Here is a 20876-nt window from a genome sequence, read left to right as displayed (position 1 = left end):
TTCCTGCGCGCTACGCTTTCGTGACTGTGCCCGAACCGAAGCCGGATGTCTCGCTCACGATCTGCGGTCTCGTGCTCGCCGCCGGGGCCGGCACCCGCTTCGGCGGCCCGAAGGCCCTGGCCAGTAACCTCGAAGGCACGCCGTGGCTCGAGCTGGCCGTGCGGATGCTGCAGGATGCCGGCTGCGCATCGGTCGTGGTGGCACTCGGCGCCGGTGCCGACGCGGCTGCGCAACGGGTGCCGCCGGCTGCGACGATCATCGTCGTGCCGGACTGGTCGGTCGGCCTGTCCGCGTCGCTGCGAGCCGGACTGGATGCTGCGGCCGGCGCCGCTGCGGACGCGGTGCTCGTCACTCCGGTCGATACGCCGGAGGCACCGGCCAGCGCCGCCCGGCGTGTGATCGATGCGGCCTCGCCCGCCGGTCGTGCAGGGTTGGCTCGCGCAGCGTACGAGGGCGTGCCGGGGCATCCGGTCTTCATCGGCGCCGACCACTTCGCCTCGGTCGCCGCGACGCTCGTCGGCGATCACGGAGCCGGCCCGTACCTGCGCGACCAGGACGCGGTGCAGGTCGAGTGCGGCGACCTCTGGTCCGGCGCCGACGTGGACCATCGCTGAGCGGGATTCACCGATCGTGCAGGGCCGCGGTCAGTTTGCCCATCGCCGACGCCGCACTCTCGCTCACCGTCGGACCCACTGCCGCCAAGCTGGCCAGGAGTGCGGCGATCTCGGACAGGTCGAAGGACACCGGCTCGATCCGACCGACCCGGTGCAGTGCTGCGCCGCCCGCGCTGCTCGATCGAGACACCGAGGCTGTCGCCCGCCTGTATGCGGTTCCCGCGCTGATCCTGTTCCCCGGGCAGACGATCGCGGTGACCGACGCAGCGCAGACCGAGCAGTTCTTCGGCTCGGCGTGGGCGCAGTACGAGGGCATCACCGACACCCGCGTCGAGCTGCGGGTGCCCGCAGAGACGTCCGGCAGTGTGTGGGCGGACGTGACCTGGCACCGCGACGATGCCACGAGCGAGCGGCTGATGTACCAGCTCGTCAACACCGACGACGGCTGGCGGATCGCCGTCCTGACGCCGCTGGGCTGAGCGGGCGGCGGTCAGCCGCCGATCACGACGTTCACGGGCGGCTCGCCGGCGACCGCACGCTCGATCTGCGTCCGCACGAGCTTCGCGACGCGAGGGCGCATCGCGCTGGACGCGCCACCGACGTGGGGGGCGATCAGCACTCCGGGAAGCCTCCAGAGCGGGTGGTCCGCGGGCAGCGGCTCGGGGTCGGTGACATCCAGCGCCGCCCGGATCCGCCCACGCCGTACGTGGTCCACCAGCGCATCGGTGTCGATGAGCGGGCCTCGGCCGACGTTGACGACCAGGGCTCCGTCGGGGAGTGCCGACAGTGCGTCATCGTCGAGCAGATGCCTGGTGGCCTCGCCGCCGGGCAGGCTCGCGATCACGATGTCGGTCTCAGGCAGGAGCTCGAGGAGTTCGTCGACGCCGTGCACCGGCATCCCATCCTCGTCTCGTGCGCGGGAGGCCACGGCGGTGAGCCGCACCTCGAACGGCAGCAACCGTGCGGCGATCGCCTTGCCGACGCCGCCGTAGCCGAGCACCAGCACGCGGCGGTCAGCGAGACTGTCGGCGAAATCGGGCGCCCACTTGCCTTCGTCCTGCGCGCGGACGTACGCCGGCAGATGCCGCTGGGCCGCGAGCGTGAGGGCGAGGGCCAGCTCGGACGTGGAGGTCTCGTGGACGCTCGACGCATTCGCGAACACCATGCCCTCGGGCAGCAGATCGCCGACGCCCTCGTAGCCGATCGACTGACCCTGGACGAAGCCCACCTCGATCCCGTCGAGCATCGAGAGCACTCTGCCCATCGTCATGTACGGCGGCACCACGATGTCGATGCGTTCCCGAGGGGCGGGACTGTCCATCGCCCACACGATCACCTCGACGCCGTCCGGGACGGGAGCGATGTCGGCAGCGAGCTGCTCGGTCGGGACGGTCACGGTCAGATTCGGGATGCCGGAGGTCACCCGTCCACGCTACCGGCGCGCTGGGCTCCGCCGCGCGGACCGCGGCGATACCCTTCCCACAGCGCATCGTGCGCAGAGGAGGCTCCCATGGTTCCCGAGATCAACTACTGGGCGGTGCTCCTGGCGACGGCCTCGAGCATGCTCGTCGGCTCGATCTGGTACGCGAGGCGGGTGTTCGGCACCCGCTGGTCCAGGCTCGCGAACGTCGACATGGACCGGCCCGCCGCCAGCGCGACCATCGCGATCCTGGTGACCGTGCTGGTCAGCTTCGTGACGGCGTGGGTGCTGGCCGGCTCCACGGCGATCGCCTGGCACTTCTACGGCGGCGGCTACCTGTGGACGGCGATCGTCACGGCGGTGGCCCTCTGGGCGGGTTTCACCGCCGCGCGGTTCATCACGCACGACGCATTCGAAGGTCGCCCCTCGTCGCTGACGGTGCTGAACATCGCGCACGAGCTGGTGACGGTGCTGATCATGGCGATCATCATCGGGGTGTGGCCGCCCGCGGGGACGGTCTAGTCTTCGCCGACCGATTCGGTCAGGCCGCGGCGCCCACCACGGCGGCGATGGCCGAGGTGAAGAACGGCAGGCCGTCGATCCCGGAGCGCATCGCGAGGGCGGTATCGGGTCCGAAGCCGGGCTCGACGGCGTGCTCCGGATGCGGCATGAGGCCGACAACGTTGCCGAGCTCGTTCGTGAGCCCCGCGATGTCGCGCAGCGATCCGTTCGGGTTGACGCCCAGGTAGCGGAACGCGACCAGCCCCTCGCCTTCCAGCCGGTCCAGCTCCGATTCCGCGGCGATGTACCCGCCGTCCGCGTTCTTCAGCGGGATCACGATCTCATCGCCCGCAGTGAACTCCGAGGTCCACGCTGTCGACGCGTTCTCCACCCGCAGCTTCTGGTCGCGGCGGATGAACTGCTGATGCGCATTGCGGATCAGCCCGCCGGGCAGCAGCTGCGCTTCGACCAGCATCTGGAAGCCGTTGCAGATGCCGAGCACAGGCATGCCCTGGGCCGCGGCATCCTTCACCTCGCTCATGATCGGAGCCAGGGCCGCGATCGCGCCCGCTCGCAGGTAGTCGCCGTAGCTGAAGCCTCCAGGGAGCACGAGCGCGTCCACTCCCTCGAGATCGTGGGAACCGTGCCACAGCGCCACCGGCTCGCCTCCGGCGACCCGGATCGCGCGCTGCGCGTCGCGATCATCGAGCGAACCGGGGAAGGTGATGACCCCGATCCGCGCGGTCATTCGACGACCTCGATGCCCACGACGTCCTCGATCACCGAGTTCGAGAGGATGTCGTCAGCGATCTCCCGGGCCTTGGCGAGCACGTCCTCGCCGACCTCGCCCTCGACGGTGAGCTCGAAGCGCTTGCCGATCCGCACCGAGGTGAACGCATCGACGCCGAGCCGCGCGAGGGCGCCGGAGACGGCCTTGCCCTGCGGGTCGAGCAGTTCGGCTTTGGGCATGACGTCGACGACGATGGTGGGCATCGGAATCCTCCAGGCGGGCGTGTCCTCCCAGTCTACGGCGCCCCGGCGAGGCGGCCGTGATGCAACCGTGACCGCGATATGGGAGCGCTCCCTTGACTTCGTGGGAGCGATCCCATAGCGTCTCTTCCGCCGATGGGAACGCTCCCACGGCGCACCACGGGGCGGGCACCGCTCACCCCTCGATCACCTGGAATCAACCCTGACAACACAAAGGAGTGACAGTGAACTCACGTGCCTTCCGTAGGGGCGCCGTGGCTGTGGCCGCATTCTCCGCGACCGCCATCGTGCTCGCCGGCTGCGCCGGCGGTTCCGGCGGCGCGGACTCGTCCGCGAACCCGGACGAGCCCATCACGCTCACGCTCGCCACGTTCAACGACTTCGGCTACGACGATGAACTCCTCCAGGAGTACATGGACGAGAACCCGAACATCAAGATCGTCCACAACAAGGCGGCCATCTCGCAGGACGCCCGCACGAACTACTTCGCCAAGCTCGGCAAGGAAGGCCTCGCAGACATCGAGGCCGTCGAGGTCGACTGGTTCACCGAGGCGATGCAGTACTCCGACCTGCTGGCCGAGGTGCCCGACAGCGCCAAGGGCCGTTGGCTGGACTGGAAGGAAGCCGCAGCGACCGACCCCGAGGGCCGTCTCGTCGGCTTCGGCACCGACATCGGACCCCAGGCGCTGTGCTACCGCGCCGACCTCTTCGAAGCCGCGGGCCTGCCGACCGACCCCGATGAGGTCGCCGCGCTGTTCGACGGCGACTGGAGCAACTACTTCGACGTCGCCGACAAGTACAAGGCAGCAACGGGCAAGCCGATGATCGACTCCGCGCACTCGGTGTTCCAGGGCATGGTCAACCAGATCGAGTTCCCCTACGACGAGCCCGACGGCACCGTCGTCGCGACCGACAACCCGGAGCTCGAAGACGCCTACAACCAGGTCGTCGAGCGCGCCATCCCGAACTCGGCCTACGCCGCCCAGTGGAGCGATGACTGGAACGCCTCGATGGCCAACGGCGAGTTCGCCTCGATGCTGTGCCCCGCCTGGATGCTCGGCATCATCGAGGGCAACGCACCCGACGTGAGCGGCTGGCAGGTCGCCAACGCGTTCCCCAACGGCGGTGGCAACTGGGGCGGCTCGTACCTGACCGTTCCGGCCAACGGCAAGAACGTCGAGGCGGCACTCGCCCTGGCCGACTGGCTGACCTCCGCGGCGACGCAGGAGAAGACCTTCGTGAACGCGGGCCAGTACCCCAGCGTGATCGAGGCGCAGGAGTCGGCGGCCATCACCGATTCGACGAACGCCTACTTCAACGACGCGCCGACCGGCTCGATCTTCGGAGAGCGCGCGGCGGCAGTGACGGTCAACACCTACAAGAGCGTCGACTTCATCAAGTACAACCAGGCGCTGCAGGATGCCATCACGCGCGTCTTCGACGGGCTCGAGGACCAGAAGACGGCGTGGAACACCTACGTCGCCGAGGTCGAGGCATTCTAAGGATCCGGCAGTTCTGATCCTCTGATCGGAGCGGGGGTCGCGTCTCGCCGCGCGACCTCCGCTCACCCCCTGATTCGCATCCCCTCTTCTCACGGCCGATACGGAGCTCACGTGACTGCGCTAAATTCCCGCGACACCCGCACAAGCCGGCCGGCGACGCCGGAGCCCCCTGCAGACGGCGAGCGCGTCCCTCGGCACATCATGTCCTTCAGCAGCAGGCTGAGCCGCTGGGACCTGAAGGTCTCGCCCTACCTGTACATCTCGCCGTTCTTCATCCTGTTCGTGATCGTCGGACTCTTCCCGATCGCGTACACGGCCGTCATCTCGTTCCAGGAATGGGATCTGGTGCGCAACACCGGAACCTTCGTCGGGCTCGACCAGTACATCTGGATCCTGACCCAGGAGCAGTTCTGGGTGGCGCTGCGCAACACCTTCAGCATCTTCATCCTCTCCTCGGTGCCCCAGCTGGTCCTCGCGATCTTCATCGCCGCGATGCTGGACCGCAACATCCGTGCGAAGACCTTCTGGCGCATGAGCGTGCTCCTGCCGTTCGTCATGGCCCCGGTGGCGGTCGCGCTGATCTTCAGCAACCTCTTCGGCGACAACCACGGCCTGGTGAACACGTTCCTCACGAACATCGGGCTGCCCGCGATCGGCTGGCACAAGGATCCGTTCTGGAGCCACATCGCGATCGCGACGATGGTCAACTTCCGCTGGACCGGCTACAACGCCCTCATCCTCCTGGCCGCCATGCAGGCGGTGCCCCGCGAGTACTACGAGGCAGCGACGGTGGACGGCGCGAACGCGTTCCGTCAGTTCTGGAGCATCACGCTCCCGTCGCTTCGGGCAACGCTCATCTTCGTCATCATCACCTCGACGATCGGCGGTCTGCAGATCTTCGACGAGCCGCGCATGTACGACCAGAACGGCAACGGCGGCGCCGACCAGCAGTGGCTGACGATCACCCTGTACCTCTACAAGATCGGCTGGGGCGAGTTCAACTTCGGCCGCGCCGCCGCCCTCGCCTGGATCCTGTTCCTGATCATCCTGGCCATCGGTCTGATCAACCTCACCATCACCCGGCGACTCGTCCGCGACGACGGCGGCCGCGGTGTCGTCCGGAAACGCCGCTCCGCCCGGAAGGGAGCCCAGCTGTGAGCGCCATCAGCACCCCGCCTCTGGCGATCGTCGAGGAGAACCTCCCCAACGACGCACGCCGCCGGCGCAACGCCCGCACCACCCGCATCCGCGGAACGCGTCCCGGATTCTGGGTCTACCTCGGGCTGGCGGTCATCGTCATCTCGGCGATCTTCCCCTACTACTGGTCGTTCCTGATCGGGTCGGGCGATGCGTCGACCCTCAACGACGCGAACATGTCCTGGATCCCCGGCGGCAACTTCATCGCCAACGCGATCACCGTCATCAACAACCCGGCGGTCAACTTCTGGCCGGCACTGTGGAACTCCATCTTCAGCTCGACGGTGATCGCGGCATCCGTCGTCGTCTTCTCGACGCTCGCCGGCTGGGCATTCGCGAAGCTGCGCTTCCGGGGATCGAAGGGGCTGCTCGTCTTCGTGGTCGCCACCCTCGCCGTGCCCACGCAGCTCGGCGTCGTGCCGCTGTACATCCTCTTCGCCGACCTCGGCTGGACCGGTCAGATCGGCGCGATCATCGTGCCCGCGCTGACCAGCGCCTTCGGCGTGTTCTGGATGACGCAGTACCTCAGCCAGACCGTGCCCGACGAGCTGATCGAAGCGGCGCGCGTGGACGGGGCATCCATGCTCCGCACCTTCTGGACGGTCGGCGTGGTCGCCGCCCGCCCGGCCGCGGCCATGCTGTTCCTGTTCACCTTCGTCGGCGCGTGGAACCAGTTCTTCTGGCCGTTCATCGTGCTGGATCGACAGAGCCCGACCCTGCCGGTCGCCCTCTCGCTCCTGCAGTCCAACTACTTCGTGGACTACTCGATCGTGCTCGCCGGCGTCCTGCTGGCGACGATCCCGCTCCTGATCCTGTTCGCCTTCGCCGGCAAGCAGCTCGTCAGCGGCATCATGGCCGGAGCGGTGAAGGGCTGAGATGACCATCGACATCCGAGAGGCCGCATCCGTCGTGCCCGCGAAGCAGACTCGACCGTTCCCCTCGAACTTCCTCTTCGGGGCGGCCACCGCCGCGTACCAGATCGAGGGGGCGGCGGCGGAGGGCGGTCGCCGTGACTCGATCTGGGACGCCTTCAGCCGGGTACCCGGCGCCGTGATCAACGCCGACAACGGCGATGTGGCCTGCGACCACTACCACCGCTACCGCGACGACGTCGCGCTCATGAAGCGGATGGGACTGGAGACCTACCGGTTCTCCACATCCTGGTCCCGCATCCGCCCGGACGGCGGTGTGGTCAACGCCGAAGGCGTCGACTTCTATCAGCGCCTGGTCGACGAGCTGCTCGACGCCGGGATCATGCCGTGGCTGACCCTCTACCACTGGGATCTTCCGCAGGCACTCCAGGATCGCGGAGGCTGGACGAACCGAGACACCTCCGACCGGTTCACCGAGTACGCGCTGGATGTCCACGATGCCCTGGGCGACCGGGTGAACGTCTGGACGACGTTGAACGAGCCGTGGTGCTCGTCGTTCCTGAGCTACACCGCCGGCCTGCACGCACCCGGGCACTACAGCAGAGGCGAGGGGATGCTGGCGGCGCACCACCTGCTCCTCGGCCACGGTCAGACCGTGCGCGAGCTCCGCGCCCGTGACGAATCCCTGAACCTCGGGATCACCTTGAACCTCACGGTGGCCGACCCCGTGGACGCCGGCGTCCCGGCCGACCTCGATGCGGCCCGCCGCATCGACGGGCAGTTCAACCGGTGGTTCCTCGACCCGATTTTTCAAGCCGCGTACCCGCAGGACATCTTCGACGAGATCGCCGACGATGCGCTGCGCGCGGCGATCCGTCCCGGCGACCTGGAGACGATCGCCACGCCCATCGACACGCTCGGGGTGAACTACTACCACGGCGAGTACGTCGGAGGCACGCCTCCGGCAGTGCCGCCGATCGGCGGGGAAGCCCCCACCGACCGTCGCGGCGAATCGCCGTTCCCCTCCTCGGAAGGCATCTTCTGGCACGAGCGGGGTCTTCCGCGCACGCCCATGCAGTGGGAGGTGCAGCCCGAGGGCCTCTCCCGACTGCTGAAGCGGGTGTGGACCGAGTACGCCCAGCCGGCGGGCACCTCGCTCTTCGTGACGGAGAACGGTGCGGCCTACGACGACGAGCCCGTCGTGGAGGGCGGCGTCGTCCGCGTCCACGATGAGGACCGTGTCGATTTCGTCCGCGCCCATCTGGGTGCGATCCTCGATGCAGTGGATGCCGGCGTCGACGTGCGGGGATACTTCTACTGGTCGCTCCTGGACAACTTCGAGTGGGCATGGGGGTATGAGAAGCGATTCGGCATCGTCCGCGTCGACTACGACACGCAGGAGCGCTCCATCAAAGACAGCGGTCTGGAGTACTCCCGCATCATCGCGGCCCGCGCCCTGGACGCACCCCCGGCACCCGACCAGTCGCAGACGTAGCATCCGAAGGGGAACGATGCACACGGGGATCACCACCGCAGCGCTCCCGGCGCACGTGACGATCGAGGAGGTCGCCTCGGCAGCCGGGGTCTCGCGCTCCACGGTCTCGCGCGTGGTGAACGGCTCGACTGCGGTCAGCCCCTCCGCGCTGGAGGCGGTCCGGCGTGCGATCGCCGAGCTGAACTACGTCCCCAACCGCGCGGCGCGATCCCTGGCGAGCCGGCAGACCCACGCGCTTGCCCTCGTCGTCCCCGAGGACACGACCCGCTTCTTCGGAGACCCGTTCTTCGCGGCGATCGTGTCGGGCATCAACTCGCGACTGGGGCGTTCCGACTACGTGCTGAACCTCTTCATCGCCAGCGACGACCCCGGCGACAAGACGACGGCGTATCTGCGCAGCGGCAGCGTCGACGGCGCCTTCATCGTCTCGCACCACACCAGCGACACCTTCATCGACCGGATCGCCGCCGCCGTCCCCGTCGTCTACGGCGGTCGGCCGGTGCAGGAGCGCGAGAGCGCCTATTACGTCGACGTCGACAACGTACGGGGCGGCCGGGAGGCGACCGACTACCTGGTGCAGCGGGGTTTCACGCGCATCGCGACGATCAGCGGGCCGGTGACGATGCCGGCCGGCATCGACCGGCTCGACGGCTATCGGGCGGCGCTGGCGGGGGCGGGGCTCGAGGAGGTGGCCGTCGAGGACGGCAACTTCACGGCGGACGGCGGCTCGGCGGCGATGAGCCGCATCCTCGAGAGCGGCGTGGAATTCGACGCCCTGTTCATCGCGAGCGATCTCATGGCGCGCGGCGCGCTGGCAGTCCTGGGCCGCGCCGGCATCCGCGTTCCGGAGGACATCGCGATCGTCGGCTTCGACGATTCTCCGGTTGCGACCTCGGTCACGCCGAAATTGACCACCATGCGCCAGCCGTCGCTCGCGCAGGGCGAGCAGATGGCCAGCGTCCTGCTGGACCTGCTCGCCGGTCGCAGCCCGCAGCACGTCACGATGCTCGACACCGAGCTGATCGTGCGGGACTCGGTCTAGGCGACGCTCGCGTTCAGCACATTCGCCCACGGGTCGTCGAAGCTCAGCGAGCGCCCGTCGTCGCGCACCTGGAAGCCGCGATCGCGGAGTCGCTCGCCCAACGCCCCGAGCACGTCGGCATCCGGGAGTGCGAGGTCGACGCGACCCAGGCCGAGCGCAGGCATCCGAGGACCTGCGCCGCGGGAGTTCCAGACGTTCATCGCCATGTGGTGGTGATAGCCGCCAGCGCTCACGAACACAGCCTGGTCTCCGAGGCCCGCCGTCTCGTCGAAGCCGAGTGCATCGACGTAGAACGCACGGGCGGTGCGGACATCACCCACGGAGAGGTGGACATGCCCGATGGATGCCGCTTCCGCGCCGGTCGATCCATCCGCCGCCTCCTCGGTGAGGTGCTCGCGGAGGAACTCGTTGGGGTCCAGGTACAGGGTGCCCATCTCGATCCGGCCGTGCACCCACGACCAGTCGCTGCGAACCCGGTCCCAGTACAGCTCGATGCCGTTGCCCTCGGGGTCGGTGAAGTAGAACGCCTGGCTGACGAGATGATCGGCGGAGCCGGTGAAGGTGCCCGGTGCGGTGCGGGCGACCGAGTACAGCGCGGCGGCCAGTGCCGCCTGCGTCTCGAACAGGATCGCGGTGTGGAACAGGCCGGCTGAGCCGGGCGTCGCGTGGCGCAGCGCCGGCTCATGGCGAAGGATCACGATCGCCCTGCCGGCGCGCCCCAGGGTGACAGTGTCGGCCGCAGCATCCACGACCTGGAGCGTCACGACGTCGCGGTAGTAGCGCGTCATCTCATCGAGGTCGCCGACCAGAAGCGTGACCGCCCCCATCGCCGTCGCTGCGGCGAGCTTGTCGGCGGCCGGGAGCACTTCATTCATGTGAATGAGCAACCCGCGGCATCCGACCGGTATTCCGTGCTGACCGACCGGGAAGCGTGCGGCGCCGCGGCCTTGCGGGTGTCCGGGGCCCGTGCTTTCGTAGCGGCATGGACACGGTGAACTCCACAGACGGAACCTCGATCGCCTACAGCGCTCAGGGCGACGGCCCGGTGATCGTGATCGTGAACGGAGCGCTCTCGCGTGCAGTCGATGCCGATCCGCTCGCGGCTGCGCTCGCGGACGCCGGCTTTCGCGCGGTGACGTGGGATCGACGCGCGCGCGGCGACAGCGAGGATGCCCGTGGGTCGACCCCGGAGCGGGAGGTCGAAGACCTCGCCGCCGTGATCGAGACGGTCGGCGGGGCTGCCGGGGTGCTCGGCCACTCGTCGGGAGCAGTGCTCGCGCTGTACGCGGCGTCGGCCGGGGTGCCGGTCGGCGCGCTGTTCCTGTCCGAACCGCCCTTGCGATTCGGAGCGGACGAGCCGGCAGACGACCTCGCCGAGCGACTGCAGAAGCTGGTCGACGACGGCGAACTCGAAGAGGCCATCACGACGTTCCAGCTCGAGAACATCGGCCTGCCGCAGGAGATGGTCGACCAGTTCCGCTCCAGCGAGCAGTTCGCGGCCGTGGTGCCCCTGGCCCAGTCGACCGTCTACGACACGACGCTGGTGCGCCAGGTCTCCACGCCGCCGCCGTCGATGCTGAGCGTCGGCTCGCCTGTCACCATCCTGCGCGGCGAGCAGACCTTCCCGATGCTGATCACCGGCTCCGACCGGCTCGCCGACGAGATCGAGGGGGCAGAGCTCGTCATCGTTCCCGAATCGGTGATGCATCGTCCGGATCCGGCGGCGACGGCCGCCGTCGTCCGCGATCGGCTGCGCTGACCCGGCGCGCCTCGACTCAGTGCGGGTCGCCGCCGAGCTGACCCACCGCGGGAATCGGACCCCCGTCGTCCGCGCCCGATCCGCGCCACCGGGCGATCGCGTTGCCCAGGTGGTAGATCACCAGCGCGGCCGCGGCGGCCAGGACGATCGCACCGAGCTGGAACTCGCCCCACTGCATCGTGAAGCCGGCGATCGCCATGACCAGGGCCACGGCTCCGGTGTACTGATTGACCGGCCGGGAGAAGTCGACGCGATTGTCGACCCAGATCTTGATGCCGATGATCCCGATCAGCCCGTACAGCGCCGTCGTCACCCCGCCGAGCACGCCGGGCGGGATGGAGTTGAAGACCGCGCCCACCTTCGGCGAGAGCGAGAGCAGGATCGCGAAGGACCCGGCCACCCAGTACGCGGCCGTCGAATACACCCTCGTCGCCGCCATCACGCCGATGTTCTCGCCGTAGGTCGTCGTCCCCGAGCCGCCGTAGGCTCCGGCGAGCGTGGTGGCCAGGCCGTCCGCGATCAGCGCGCGGCCGGTGTGACGGTTGATCGAGGCATCCGTCATCGTCGCCACGCCCCGCACGTGACCGACGTTCTCGGCGATCAGCACCAGGACCACCGGCAGGAACATCGCGATGACGTTCCAGGTTCCCGGTGCCGCGAAGTTCGCGAGGTGGAACTCGGGCAGCCCGATCCAGGGCGCATCGGCGACGGCGGAGTAGTCGATCTCGCCGCTGATGACGGCGACGAGGTATCCGACGACGACGCCGAGGAAGATCGAGATCCGCCCGAGGAACCCGCGGAACAGCACGCTGAAGAGGATGACCGAGCACAGCGTGATCGTTGCGGTGAGCGGCTGCTGCTGGAAGTTCGTCCATGCGACGGGAGCGAGGTTGAAGCCGATCAGCGCGACGATCGCCCCGGCCACCACGGGTGGCATGAGCCGGTCGATCCAGGCGATGCCGGCGAACTGCACGACGAAGCCGATGATCGCGAGCATCACACCAACCGCGACGATGCCGGCCAGCGCCGACCCCATGCCCTGACTGGCCGTGGCGGCGGTCACCGGGGCGATGAACGCGAACGAGGATCCGAGGTAGCTCGGCAGCTTGTTGCGGGTGACGATCAGGAACAGCAGCGTGCCGATGCCCGAGAACAGGAGCGTCGTCGAGACCGGGAAGCCGGTCAGCACCGGCACGAGGAAGGTCGCCCCGAACATCGCGACGACGTGCTGGGCGCCGATCGCGACGGTGGCGCCCCAGTTCAGGCGCTCATCGGGACGCACGACGTCGCCGGGGGCGACCGTCCTGCCGTTGCCGTGCAGTTTCCAGATGGGCATGGCCCCTCCTTCTCTCTCAGCCGGAGAGGCGTTCGAGCAGCTCGCGGTACCGGTCCGCAGTGCGCTCGACGATCTCGGCGGGCAGCTGCGGCGCAACGCCGGTCTTATCCCAGTTCGCGGCGAGCCAGTCGCGCACGATCTGCTTGTCGAAGCTCGCCATTCGCTCGGCCGGTGTCGTGCCGGTCTCATATCCGGCCGCGTCCCAGTAGCGCGACGAGTCGCTCGTGAGCACTTCATCGGCCAGCGTCAACACCCCGGTCTCGTCGCGGCCGAACTCGAACTTCGTGTCGGCGAGGATCAGCCCGCGGGCCTCGGCGGTGCGCGCGGCGCGCTCGTAGATCTCCAGGGAGAGATCTCGCAGCTCTTCGGCGGTCGGCTCACCGACGATCTGGATCGTCTGCTCGAATGAGATGTTCTCGTCGTGCTCGCCCAGCGGCGCTTTGTAGGCGGGCGTGAAGATCGGCGCCGGCAGGCGGTCGCCGTTGGCCAGTCCGGAAGGGAGTCGGATGCCGCAGACCGTGCCGCGCTCCGTGTACTCGGCCCACCCCGAGCCGGTCAGATATCCGCGCACGACGCACTCGATGGGCTGCATGTCGAGGCTGCGGACGAGCATCGCGCGGCCGGTCACTTCGGCGGGGATCGCCGAGCGATCCTCGTCGCCGAGCGTGTGATCGGAGACGAGGTGGTTGGGGATCGACCGGCCGCCGTCCGCACCGGCGAGTGAGTCGAACCACCACAGGCTCAGCGTCGTCAGCAGCACACCCTTGTCGGGGATCCCCGGCTCGAGCACGACGTCGAAGGCGCTGACGCGGTCGCTGGCCACCACCAGCATCCGATTCGCCCGCTCATCCGCCGGCGAGTCGGAAGGCACGTACAGATCGCGCACCTTGCCCGAGTAGACGTGGCGCCAGCCGGGCAGAGCGAGGGGAGAGGTCACCCGCCCATTATCGCGGAGCGCTCTGCGCAGCGCCGATCACGGGGTGATCTCGTCCACGTAGGCGAAGGCTTCGGCGATCAGCGAAGCCCAGCTCTCATGCTCCCCGCGGTCGACCGTCAGCCACTCGCGCATCTCGCGCTCGCGCATCACCATCCGCTGCGCGGTTCCGGCAGCGACGATCTCGTCGGCGCGCGACTCGGGCACCTTGACCACGAGCCCGCCGCGGTAGCCGACGAACGCGAAGATCTTGCCGCGGATGCGCAACCCCTCGCTGCCGAACATCGGGCCGATGTCGACATCGGGCTTCGTCAGATACTCGGCCGCGATCGGATCGAAGATCGCGTGCGCCCGCGCTGCTCCCTCTTCGTCCTTCATGTCGTCAAGGTAGCGGGGCGGCGGGTCGCCGGGAAGGCCTTGACCTTCGACGGACCGGTGTCGACGCGGCCCCTGTCGGTCGGCTCGCCGACGACGTGCCAGGGACCGTGTGTTCGCAAGTCAGGCAAATCCGGCGTCCTCAGGCACTACAGCCTGAGAACTCGCCGTTTCTCCTGATTTCGTGACCGTCACCGAGCCAGAGGACCGCCCTAGGGTATAGTCCATGTGGACTAATCCATATCGACCACGCAAGGATCCGCCGTGAAAGACGCCGTCGACCGCCTCACCCCGCTGGGGCTGATGGTGCTCGCGCTGCTGCGCGAGGGCGAGATGCATCCCTACGAGATGATCCGCCTCATGCGCATCCGTCGGGATGACCGCATGGTCACCATCACCAACGGAACGCTGTACCACACGGTCGGCCGCCTGGAACGGGCCGGTCTTGTCGCCGAGGTCGGTGTGGACCGCGACGGCAATCGCCCCGAGCGCACGACCTACGCAGTCACGGATGCCGGGACCCGAGCCGTCAGCGACTGGGTCCGCCGCGAGCTGGTGCGCGTCGACCGCCCGGCCGAGTTCCGGATCGCGCTCGCCGAGGCGCACAACCTGGACCGCACCGAGGTCGTCGATCTCCTGCGCACGCGTCGGGAGGATCTTGCCGCGCAGTGCACGCAGCACGAGGACGGGCTGCGCGGAGCGCTCGAGAAGGGTGTCCCCGAGCAGTACCTGCTGGAGCTGGACCGCGAGCGCACGCTGCTGCGCAGCGACCTCGCGTGGCTGGACCACACCATCGACCGCATCATCGGCGACGCGCTCCCCTGGGGCGCCCACGAGCCGACCGAACGCTATCTGGAACAGAGAAAGCTGGCACGACAGTGACCGAACAGACCACCCGGGCGCAGGCATCCGCCGAGCGCAAGGCCGTCCCGGACAACGACATCCCCGAACGCAACCCGTGGCCGGCGCTGTGGGCGCTGGTCATCGGGTTCTTCATGATCCTGGTGGACACCACGATCGTCTCGGTCGCGAACCCCGCGATCAAACAAGCCCTGGACCCGTCGACCAACAACCTCGACAACGTCGTGTGGGTGACCTCGGCGTACCTTCTCGCGTACGCCGTGCCGCTGCTGGTGACGGGCCGCCTCGGTGACCGGTTCGGGCCGAAGCGGATCTACCTCATCGGGCTGGTGATCTTCACGCTCGCCTCCCTCGCCTGCGGTCTGTCCGGCACGCTCGAGATGCTGATCATCGCCCGGGCGGTCCAGGGCATCGGTGCAGCGCTGATGACGCCCCAGACCATGGCCGTCATCACCCGCACCTTCCCGCCGAACCGGCGCGGTGCGGCGATGGGACTGTGGGGAGCGACGGCCGGTGTCGCCACGCTCGTCGGCCCGCTCGCCGGCGGCCTGCTCGTGGACGCGTTCGGCTGGCAGTGGATCTTCTTCATCAACATCCCCGTCGGCATCGCGGCGTTCGTGCTGGCCTGGATCTTCGTGCCGAACCTGGCGACCCACCCGCACCGCTTCGACGTCATCGGCGTGGTCCTCAGCGGCGTCGGCCTGTTCCTGATCGTCTTCGGACTCCAGGAGGGCGAGCACTACGACTGGGCCGCATGGGTGTGGGGCATGATCGTGGCCGGCATCGTCGTGATGGGCATCTTCATCTGGACGCAGGCGCGCACCAAGAGCGAGCCGCTGGTCCCCCTGGACCTGTTCAAGGACCGCAATTTCGGCGTCTCGAACTTCGCCATCGCCGCCGTGGGCTTCACCGTGACGAGCATGTCGCTGCCGCTGATGTTCTTCATCCAGCTGGCGCGGGGCCTCACGCCCACGCAGTCCGCGCTGCTGCTGATCCCGATGGCGGTCCTCTCCGGCGTGCTCGCGCCGTTCGCCGGGAAGCTGCTCGATCGCACCGATCCGCGCTTCCTGCTGGTGCCCGGCCTGCTCATGGTCGGCGGATCCCTGCTCTGGTACGCGTCGCTGATGAACGTCGACACCCCGATCTGGATGTTCCTGCTCCCGTCGGCCCTGATGGGCATCGGCAATGCCGGCATGTGGGGACCGCTGGCGACCACCGCGACCCGCAACTTGCCGATGCACCAGGCGGGCGCCGGCTCGGGCATCTACAACACCACCCGCACGGTCGGCTCCGTCATCGGCTCGGCGGCCATCGCGGCCTTCATGCAGAACCGCCTCGAGGCGAACCTGCCGGGCGCGGCGGATGCGGCCGGCAGCTTCGGCGGCGGCACCCTTCCGCCGTTCGTGGTCGACGGCTTCTCGCAGGCCATGGCGCAGTCGATCCTGCTCCCGGCCGGGGTCATGATCATCGGCGTGATCGCCGTGCTGTTCCTGCGTCGACCGGTCACCACCGCGGCCACCGCCGACTGGAAGGCCGCGCAGACGGAGATCCCCGCACGCTGATCGAGTAGCAGACCCGAGCAGGATTGCAAGGGGATGGAGCGGATGCCGCGGGCCTTCGTAGCCTGAATCGATGGACACCCGCACTCGTGCACGGACCATCCTTCCTGCCGCAGCGATCTCGCTCGCGCTGCTGGCCTCCGGCTGCAGCGCGGGCGGAGGCGCTCAGCCCGCGGCATCCGATCCTTCCCCGACGCGCACGGCACCGCCCACGCAGACTGCGTCGCCCTCGAACGCCCCGTCCGCCGATGACGCATTCACCTACCCCGATGAGGACGATCCGACCCAGGTCGCGATCTACCGGAAGTACGAGGGATCGAATCCATCCGGCGAGATCATCGCCGGCCCCGCCGCGCTCACTGCCGACCGCGCTTTCACGATCGAGGCGCAGTGCGAGGGCGATGGCTTCTCGTTCGAGGTGATGACGGCCGACGGGCAGCAGCGGCTACTCGTCGAGGGCGACGTCGACTGCGACGATCCGCCCGCGGGCGAGTTCACCTATCAGCTTCCCTACTCCGGCGTCGTCCAGGTGAACATCGGCGACGCCGAAGGCGTCGGTCGCGCGTGGGTTCGCGTGGTCCAGCCCTGACCAACGCGGGTCAGTCCGCCGCGACGTCCACGCCGCGGCGCACGCGGTCGACCACGTCGATGATCGCATCTGCCACGAGTGCCGGCCGCTGGTAGTGCACGTTGTGGCCGCTGTCGGTCTCGGTGATGTGCACGGCCCCGGCCACGCGGGAGGCGAGGTACGCCTGGCTGTCGTGCTGTGCGGCATCGGTGACGAATCCGAAGTCGTCCGGGATCTCCTGCCCGATCGCCCCCGCGGCCTTCAACGCCGGGATCGAGGGCCCGATCGGCTCGTCCGCGGAGATCACCACGAGGGGCATCTGCGCCATCGCGGGCGCGGCTTTCAGCTGCGCGAAGCTCGTGTCCGCATCGATCCACTCCAGGGCCGGATACTCCAGGATCGACGCATCGATGTCGCCGCGGAGCAACGGCTTCTGCAGCGCCCACTGATCGGCGGTCATGGCGTCGCGAAGCCCCTCGGACAGGGCGTCGACGAGCACCATCCCCGATACGCGATCGGGATGCTCTGCCGCGTACAGCCGCGCGACCAGCCCGCCGGCGGAGTGCGCGGCCAGGACGAGCGGCGGGGTGATCCCGGCGGCATCCAGGAGCGCGCTGAGGTCGTCGGCCATGCGCTGCGCGCCGGCAGGCTGCGCGACCGGATCGCTGCGACTCGGCGCATCGCCGACGGGGGTCCCAGGGCGGTCGTACGCGCACACGCGCGTGTCGTCGGCGACGAGCGACCAGACCGACGGCGACGAGACGCCGTCGGCGACGATCTTCCAGTCGTCCGCCGAGGCGCGCTGACCGGAGATCAGCACGACGGTGGGCGAGCCGCTCCCGGCGCACTCGAGGTACATCTTCCGGTCGTCGCCGACGTCGAAGGTGCCCGAGATGGGCGCATCGGCGGAGGCCGCCGGACTCGGCTCAGCCGCGTCCGGGTTCGTCTGGGCAGCGCATCCCGCGAGGATGAGTCCGCTCGCGATCAGGCCGGTCCATCGCCAGAACGCCCTCGCACGCCGCATCGCCACCTCCCGGAGCAAAAATACGCCCGGGTGCCGCTGCGCGTCGAGACCCGACGGGTCCTCAGTCCTCGACGACCCGCAGCGCGATGTCCGTCCGGTACTGACCGCCCTCGAGCCCGATCTCCGCGATTCCCCGGTACGTGCGCTCGCGCGCCTCGGCGAACGTCGTCCCCAGGCCCACGACACCCAGCACCCTGCCTCCGGTCGCCACCAGCGCCCCGCCCCGGTCGGCGGTCGCGGCGTGCGCCAGGTGGACGCCCTCCACGCCGGCCGCGGCATCCGTCCCGGTCACCGTCCGCCCGGTCACGGGCGCCTCCGGGTAGCCCTCGCTGGCCAGCACGACCGTCACGGCGACGGCGTCCGCGAACGCCGGGCGCGGGTGGTCTTCGAGGGTTCCGGATGCTGCGGCCAGCAGCAGCTCGGAGAGCGGATCGATCAGGCGGGGGAGCACCACCTGCGTTTCGGGATCGCCGAAGCGCGCGTTGAACTCGATGACCTTGATGCCGTCGGGGGTGAGGATCAGGCCGGCGTAGAGCAGCCCGATGAACGGCGTGCCTTCGGCGTCGAGGCGGCGGATGACGGGCTCGGCGACCTCGGTCGTGACGTGATGGACGAAGGTGTCCTCGTCGCCGAACAGATCCGACAGCCAGGGGAGCGGTGAGTACGCGCCCATCCCGCCGGTGTTGGGGCCGGCGTCGCCGTCGGACAGTCGCTTGTAGTCCTGCGCGGGGCTCAGGGGCAGTACGCGGTCGCCGTCGCTGAGGAAGAAGAGCGACACCTCCGGCCCCTCGAGGAACTCCTCGATCAGCACGGCGCCGACCGGGAGATACGCGGCCGCGTGCGCGAGGGCGGCGGCGCGGTCATCCGTCACGAGCACGCCCTTGCCGGCCGCCAGGCCGTCGGCTTTGACCACGTGAGGCGCACCGAGGTCGTCCAGCGCGGCCTCGACCTCGGCCAGGGTGGCGGCGCGCACCGCGCGGCCGGTCGGCACGCCCGCGGCATCCATGATCCGCTTCGCGAAGGTCTTGGATCCTTCGAGCTGCGCAGCGGCCCTGCCGGGTCCGAAGGCGGGGATGCCGCGTTTGCGGAGGGAATCGGCGACACCGGCGACGAGGGGGGCCTCGGGTCCGATCACCACGAGGTCGATCGCGTGCTCGTCGGCGAAGACCGTGACCGCCGCGGGGTCGTTCGCATCGAGCGCGACGACCTCCGCGTCGCGGGCGATCCCCGCGTTGCCCGGTGCGGCGAAGATGTCGTGGGTCGCGGCTTCGGATCGAAGCGCGAGGATGATGGCGTGCTCGCGCGCGCCAGAGCCGAGGACCAGGATTCTCACCCGGTCAGCCTACCCGCGGCCCTCCGAGCACCATGGGCCGCACAGGTCCGGCGACCGGTGGGACAGACCCGCCCCGACGGGTGCCGACGGTGGGACAATCGATCCATGGATGCCGAGCACGGCGCCCCCGAACCTCCTCGAGTCGACGGCGAACGCGTCGTGGACTCCCAGGTCCTGCCCGTCGTGATCCGATCGACTCCCCGGTACGGCCGGTTCCTCTGGACCGGCGTGGTCGTCGGGCTGCTGGTGGCGGTCGTCCTGACGTACTCGGCGAGCCTGACCGAGCAGCCCGGCGGGCCCATGTCGACGGGGGCCTCCGGCATCCTGTGGGTGTTCGCGGTCTACGCCGCCGTCTGCGTCGCGGCGGCGCTGCTGCTGATGGGGCTCCTGGTGATGGTGCTCGCGCGGCACAGTTCGCACCGCGTGCGATCCGCACGGGCCGAGCACGAGACGACGCTGGTCGATGACCTCAGGCATCCCGTCACCGACGACATCCCCCGCTGGGTGCTCGATGCTGAGGATCTGGCGCCCGGCACCCGGCGCGCCGATCCGGACGGCGGCGCACCGATGGGGTCGCGGCCGCGCGCGTAGCCTGGAGCGATGCCCAGCAGGATTCCGACGGACGCCGGCCGCGCGGCGCTTTCGGCGGTGCGGGCCGCCGGCGCCAGCGCGCAGAAGCCGCCCCGCACCGACCTCGCGACCGCGGTCCGCTACCTCCTGCAGCTCCTGGTGGAGAAGGCGCCGGGCGGGTCGGTCGAGGTTCGCGTGCCGCCGTTCGGCGCCGTGCAGGTGATCGACGGTCCTCGGCACACGCGGGGAACCCCGCCGAACGTGGTCGAGACAGACCCGGCGACCTGGATCGCACTGGCGCTCGGAGAAGAGCGATGGGCGGATGCCGCGGCATCCGGTCGCATCCTCGCCTCGGGCATCCGAGCCGACCTCAGCGACCTGCTTCCGCTGCGTCCGTGACGCCAGGTGTGCGCCGTCGCTCGGATCGCCGGATGATCAGCGCGGCGATCCTGCCGGTGCTGAGCATGATGCGACTGCTGCCGTGGCAGCGGCGTCTTCTCTGACGGCCGCTCGTGCGCCCTCCCGACCTGCCGGTGAGACAATGGAGGCATGGCCGATCAGGCGCGAACCCCCGATGAGCCGGATGCCGCGGCATCCGTCCCCCGCATCGACGACCGCCGCGAAACCGTCCGCGTCCGGCGCGCGCCGAAGTTCTCGGTCTTCCTCCTCGTGGGCGCCGCGGTGGGCATCGTGGTCGCGCTGATCCTGACCTACACGTTCGGCGGATCGCTGGATGAGAGCCCGAACACCGGCCTCGTGTACTCGCGGGGACAGGTGTTCGGCTTCCTGGCGCTCATCTGCGTGACCGCGGGTGTCGCACTCGGCGGCATCGTGGCGCTGATCCTCGACCGCTCCTCGTCGCGCCGGACGCGTGAGATCGCCGTCGACCACGAATCGGTCGAACTCGACGACTGAGCCAGGCCG

At 69.2% G+C, this 20876-nt stretch carries 24 protein-coding genes; 15 read left to right on the top strand and 9 right to left on the bottom strand.

Translation table 11 applies throughout. From position 1 onward, the window contains the following. Positions 1-20: 20 nt before the first annotated feature. Positions 21-614, top strand: a complete 594-nt coding sequence (locus BLT19_RS01745) for a nucleotidyltransferase family protein (RefSeq protein ID WP_231917742.1) — start codon at positions 21-23, stop codon at positions 612-614. Positions 615-649: 35 nt separating this feature from the next. After that, positions 650-1093, top strand: a complete 444-nt coding sequence (locus BLT19_RS01735; RefSeq protein WP_231917741.1) for a hypothetical protein — start codon at positions 650-652, stop codon at positions 1091-1093. An 11-nt stretch (positions 1094-1104) separates the two neighbouring features. Here the strand turns inward: BLT19_RS01735 and BLT19_RS01730 are convergent, their stop codons facing one another. Continuing rightward, on the bottom strand, positions 1105-2037 hold the full coding sequence (locus BLT19_RS01730) for a 2-hydroxyacid dehydrogenase (RefSeq protein ID WP_231917740.1): 933 nt from the start codon (positions 2035-2037) through the stop codon (positions 1105-1107). An 87-nt stretch (positions 2038-2124) separates the two neighbouring features. Between BLT19_RS01730 and BLT19_RS01725 the strand changes: the two genes are divergently transcribed. Continuing rightward, positions 2125-2556 (top strand): DUF1761 domain-containing protein, encoded by a 432-nt coding sequence (locus BLT19_RS01725; RefSeq protein ID WP_091485392.1) that lies wholly within the window; start codon positions 2125-2127, stop codon positions 2554-2556. A 19-nt stretch (positions 2557-2575) separates the two neighbouring features. Here BLT19_RS01725 and purQ read toward each other — a convergent pair whose 3' ends face one another. Then, positions 2576-3283: a phosphoribosylformylglycinamidine synthase subunit PurQ gene (gene purQ, locus BLT19_RS01720; protein ID WP_091485389.1), complete on the bottom strand. Its 708-nt coding sequence runs from the start codon at positions 3281-3283 to the stop codon at positions 2576-2578. Then, the gene (purS, locus tag BLT19_RS01715) at positions 3280-3528 is read right to left on the bottom strand and encodes a phosphoribosylformylglycinamidine synthase subunit PurS (RefSeq protein WP_091485386.1); all 249 of its coding nucleotides are present in this window, start codon (positions 3526-3528) and stop codon (positions 3280-3282) included. The genes purQ and purS overlap by 4 nt, the downstream gene beginning before the upstream one ends. A 221-nt stretch (positions 3529-3749) precedes the next feature. On the opposite strand from purS, the gene BLT19_RS01710 reads away from it, so the two are divergent. The 5 genes from BLT19_RS01710 (at position 3750) to BLT19_RS01690 (ending at position 9633) form a co-directional block, all read left to right on the top strand. Further along, on the top strand, positions 3750-5027 hold the full coding sequence (locus BLT19_RS01710) for an ABC transporter substrate-binding protein (RefSeq protein ID WP_091485383.1): 1278 nt from the start codon (positions 3750-3752) through the stop codon (positions 5025-5027). Positions 5028-5228: 201 nt separating this feature from the next. Beyond that, positions 5229-6185 carry a carbohydrate ABC transporter permease gene (locus BLT19_RS01705; protein WP_091485381.1) on the top strand — a complete coding sequence of 319 codons (957 nt, stop codon included), beginning with the start codon at positions 5229-5231 and terminating at the stop codon, positions 6183-6185. Continuing rightward, on the top strand, positions 6182-7099 hold the full coding sequence (locus BLT19_RS01700; protein ID WP_091485378.1) for a carbohydrate ABC transporter permease: 918 nt from the start codon (positions 6182-6184) through the stop codon (positions 7097-7099). The genes BLT19_RS01705 and BLT19_RS01700 overlap by 4 nt, the downstream gene beginning before the upstream one ends. A 1-nt stretch (position 7100) precedes the next feature. After that, the gene (locus tag BLT19_RS01695) at positions 7101-8591 is read left to right on the top strand and encodes a GH1 family beta-glucosidase (RefSeq protein WP_091485376.1); all 1491 of its coding nucleotides are present in this window, start codon (positions 7101-7103) and stop codon (positions 8589-8591) included. A 16-nt stretch (positions 8592-8607) separates the two neighbouring features. Continuing rightward, a complete protein-coding gene (locus BLT19_RS01690; RefSeq protein WP_091485373.1) occupies positions 8608-9633 on the top strand; it encodes a LacI family DNA-binding transcriptional regulator in 1026 nt (341 codons plus the stop codon). Here BLT19_RS01690 and BLT19_RS01685 read toward each other — a convergent pair. Further along, positions 9630-10508, bottom strand: a complete 879-nt coding sequence (locus BLT19_RS01685; protein ID WP_091485371.1) for a VOC family protein — start codon at positions 10506-10508, stop codon at positions 9630-9632. The genes BLT19_RS01690 and BLT19_RS01685 overlap by 4 nt on opposite strands. Positions 10509-10615: 107 nt before the next feature. On the opposite strand from BLT19_RS01685, the gene BLT19_RS01680 reads away from it, so the two are divergent. Further along, complete coding sequence (locus BLT19_RS01680) at positions 10616-11392, top strand: alpha/beta fold hydrolase (RefSeq protein WP_091485369.1); 777 nt, start codon at positions 10616-10618, stop codon at positions 11390-11392. A 16-nt stretch (positions 11393-11408) separates the two neighbouring features. Here the strand turns inward: BLT19_RS01680 and BLT19_RS01675 are convergent, their stop codons facing one another. The 3 genes from BLT19_RS01675 to BLT19_RS01665 are packed head-to-tail and all read right to left on the bottom strand — an operon-like array spanning position 11409 to position 14040. Next, complete coding sequence (locus BLT19_RS01675) at positions 11409-12728, bottom strand: uracil-xanthine permease family protein (protein WP_091485366.1); 1320 nt, start codon at positions 12726-12728, stop codon at positions 11409-11411. Positions 12729-12744: 16 nt separating this feature from the next. After that, a complete protein-coding gene (locus tag BLT19_RS01670) occupies positions 12745-13665 on the bottom strand; it encodes a phosphoribosylaminoimidazolesuccinocarboxamide synthase (protein ID WP_091485363.1) in 921 nt (306 codons plus the stop codon). A 36-nt stretch (positions 13666-13701) separates the two neighbouring features. Then, positions 13702-14040, bottom strand: coding sequence for a TfoX/Sxy family protein (locus BLT19_RS01665; RefSeq protein ID WP_091485361.1), 339 nt, complete (start codon positions 14038-14040; stop codon positions 13702-13704). 261 nt (positions 14041-14301) lie between these two features. Between BLT19_RS01665 and BLT19_RS01660 the strand changes: the two genes are divergently transcribed. The 3 genes from BLT19_RS01660 (at position 14302) to BLT19_RS01650 (ending at position 17046) form a co-directional block, all read left to right on the top strand. Next, positions 14302-14919 (top strand): PadR family transcriptional regulator, encoded by a 618-nt coding sequence (locus BLT19_RS01660; protein WP_091485358.1) that lies wholly within the window; start codon positions 14302-14304, stop codon positions 14917-14919. A 59-nt stretch (positions 14920-14978) separates the two neighbouring features. Then, positions 14979-16460, top strand: coding sequence for an MFS transporter (locus BLT19_RS01655; protein WP_269457433.1), 1482 nt, complete (start codon positions 14979-14981; stop codon positions 16458-16460). Between the two features lie 70 nt (positions 16461-16530). Beyond that, positions 16531-17046, top strand: a complete 516-nt coding sequence (locus BLT19_RS01650; protein WP_091485356.1) for a hypothetical protein — start codon at positions 16531-16533, stop codon at positions 17044-17046. A gap of 10 nt (positions 17047-17056) precedes the next feature. On the opposite strand, the gene BLT19_RS01645 is transcribed toward BLT19_RS01650, so the two are convergent. Both BLT19_RS01645 and purD read right to left on the bottom strand, forming a co-directional pair. Next, the gene (locus tag BLT19_RS01645; protein WP_091485354.1) at positions 17057-18049 is read right to left on the bottom strand and encodes an alpha/beta fold hydrolase; all 993 of its coding nucleotides are present in this window, start codon (positions 18047-18049) and stop codon (positions 17057-17059) included. A 61-nt stretch (positions 18050-18110) separates the two neighbouring features. Then, the gene (gene purD / locus BLT19_RS01640; protein ID WP_091485352.1) at positions 18111-19382 is read right to left on the bottom strand and encodes a phosphoribosylamine--glycine ligase; all 1272 of its coding nucleotides are present in this window, start codon (positions 19380-19382) and stop codon (positions 18111-18113) included. 105 nt (positions 19383-19487) lie between these two features. On the opposite strand from purD, the gene BLT19_RS01635 reads away from it, so the two are divergent. From BLT19_RS01635 to BLT19_RS01625, 3 genes are all read left to right on the top strand, one after another. Next, the gene (locus tag BLT19_RS01635) at positions 19488-19973 is read left to right on the top strand and encodes a hypothetical protein (protein WP_091485349.1); all 486 of its coding nucleotides are present in this window, start codon (positions 19488-19490) and stop codon (positions 19971-19973) included. A 9-nt stretch (positions 19974-19982) separates the two neighbouring features. Beyond that, positions 19983-20351, top strand: coding sequence for a sterol carrier family protein (locus BLT19_RS01630; RefSeq protein ID WP_091485348.1), 369 nt, complete (start codon positions 19983-19985; stop codon positions 20349-20351). Positions 20352-20501: 150 nt separating this feature from the next. After that, positions 20502-20867, top strand: coding sequence for a potassium transporter Trk (locus BLT19_RS01625; RefSeq protein ID WP_231917739.1), 366 nt, complete (start codon positions 20502-20504; stop codon positions 20865-20867). Positions 20868-20876 lie beyond the last annotated feature (9 nt).

Source organism: Microbacterium pygmaeum (genome assembly GCF_900100885.1).
Lineage (GTDB): Bacteria > Actinomycetota > Actinomycetes > Actinomycetales > Microbacteriaceae > Microbacterium > Microbacterium pygmaeum.
This window is presented reverse-complemented; position numbering and strand designations above follow the sequence as displayed.

Coding starts and splice junctions, on each gene's coding strand:
- BLT19_RS01725 (WP_091485392.1), top strand. CDS start 2,125: ATGGTTCCCGAGATCAACTACTGGGCGGTGCTCCTGGCGACGGCCTCG.
- purQ (WP_091485389.1), bottom strand. CDS start 3,283: ATGACCGCGCGGATCGGGGTCATCACCTTCCCCGGTTCGCTCGATGAT.
- purS (WP_091485386.1), bottom strand. CDS start 3,528: ATGCCCACCATCGTCGTCGACGTCATGCCCAAAGCCGAACTGCTCGAC.
- BLT19_RS01705 (WP_091485381.1), top strand. CDS start 5,229: ATGTCCTTCAGCAGCAGGCTGAGCCGCTGGGACCTGAAGGTCTCGCCC.
- BLT19_RS01695 (WP_091485376.1), top strand. CDS start 7,101: ATGACCATCGACATCCGAGAGGCCGCATCCGTCGTGCCCGCGAAGCAG.
- BLT19_RS01690 (WP_091485373.1), top strand. CDS start 8,608: ATGCACACGGGGATCACCACCGCAGCGCTCCCGGCGCACGTGACGATC.
- BLT19_RS01685 (WP_091485371.1), bottom strand. CDS start 10,508: ATGAATGAAGTGCTCCCGGCCGCCGACAAGCTCGCCGCAGCGACGGCG.
- BLT19_RS01680 (WP_091485369.1), top strand. CDS start 10,616: ATGGACACGGTGAACTCCACAGACGGAACCTCGATCGCCTACAGCGCT.
- BLT19_RS01675 (WP_091485366.1), bottom strand. CDS start 12,728: ATGCCCATCTGGAAACTGCACGGCAACGGCAGGACGGTCGCCCCCGGC.
- BLT19_RS01665 (WP_091485361.1), bottom strand. CDS start 14,040: ATGAAGGACGAAGAGGGAGCAGCGCGGGCGCACGCGATCTTCGATCCG.
- BLT19_RS01650 (WP_091485356.1), top strand. CDS start 16,531: ATGGACACCCGCACTCGTGCACGGACCATCCTTCCTGCCGCAGCGATC.
- BLT19_RS01645 (WP_091485354.1), bottom strand. CDS start 18,049: ATGCGGCGTGCGAGGGCGTTCTGGCGATGGACCGGCCTGATCGCGAGC.
- BLT19_RS01635 (WP_091485349.1), top strand. CDS start 19,488: ATGGATGCCGAGCACGGCGCCCCCGAACCTCCTCGAGTCGACGGCGAA.
- BLT19_RS01630 (WP_091485348.1), top strand. CDS start 19,983: ATGCCCAGCAGGATTCCGACGGACGCCGGCCGCGCGGCGCTTTCGGCG.
- BLT19_RS01625 (WP_231917739.1), top strand. CDS start 20,502: ATGGCCGATCAGGCGCGAACCCCCGATGAGCCGGATGCCGCGGCATCC.